The organism is Enterobacter sichuanensis, from assembly GCF_002939185.1.
Taxonomy (GTDB): Bacteria; Pseudomonadota; Gammaproteobacteria; order Enterobacterales; family Enterobacteriaceae; genus Enterobacter; species Enterobacter sichuanensis.
On sequence record NZ_POVL01000160.1, the window covers coordinates 1 to 858 of the forward strand.

Here is an 858-nt window from a genome sequence, read left to right on the forward strand (position 1 = left end):
TATTCTCCGCGAAGCCGAAGCTGGGGTACCCGCCCGTGAACTCTGCCGCAAGCATGCCATTTCCGATGCCACGTTTTACACCTGGCGTAAGAAGTATGGCGGTATGGAGGTGCCTGAAGTTAAGCGCCTGAAGTCGCTTGAGGAAGAGAACGCCAGACTCAAGAAGCTGCTTGCCGAAGCCATGCTGGATAAAGAGGCGCTTCAGGTGGCTCTTGGGCGAAAGTACTGACGACAGACCAGAAGCGGGAAGCCGTGATGCTGATGTGTGATGCGACCGGTCTGTCGCAACGTCGTGCCTGCAGGCTTACAGGTTTATCCCTGTCGACCTGCCGCTATGAGGCTCACCGTCCGGCTGCTGATGCGCATTTATCAGGGCGCATCACTGAGCTGGCACTGGAGCGCAGGCGTTTTGGCTACCGTCGTATTTGGCAGTTGCTGCGCCGTGAAGGGCTTCATGTTAATCATAAGCGCGTGTACCGGCTTTATCACCTCAGTGGCCTGGGCGTAAAACGCAGAAGACGTCGTAAAGGGCTGGCAACAGAACGTCTGCCGCTGCTCCGTCCGGCGGCGCCCAATCTGACCTGGTCGATGGATTTCGTCATGGACGCACTTTCCACCGGTCGCAGGATCAAGTGTCTTACCTGCGTCGATGATTTCACAAAGGAATGCCTGACGGTCACTGTTGCCTTTGGGATTTCAGGCGTTCAGGTCACGCGTATTCTGGACAGCATTGCACTGTTTCGAGGCTATCCGGCGACGATAAGAACTGACCAGGGGCCGGAGTTCACTTGCCGTGCACTGGATCAATGGGCCTTTGAGCATGGTGTTGAGTTGCGCTTAATCCAGCCGGGCAAGCCA

1 pseudogene is annotated in these 858 nt (G+C 56.5%); it reads left to right on the forward strand.

The features are described from left to right. Position 1: 1 nt before the first annotated feature. A pseudogene (locus C5687_RS24295) lies at positions 2 to 858 on the forward strand (IS3-like element ISSen4 family transposase); the annotation flags it as partial.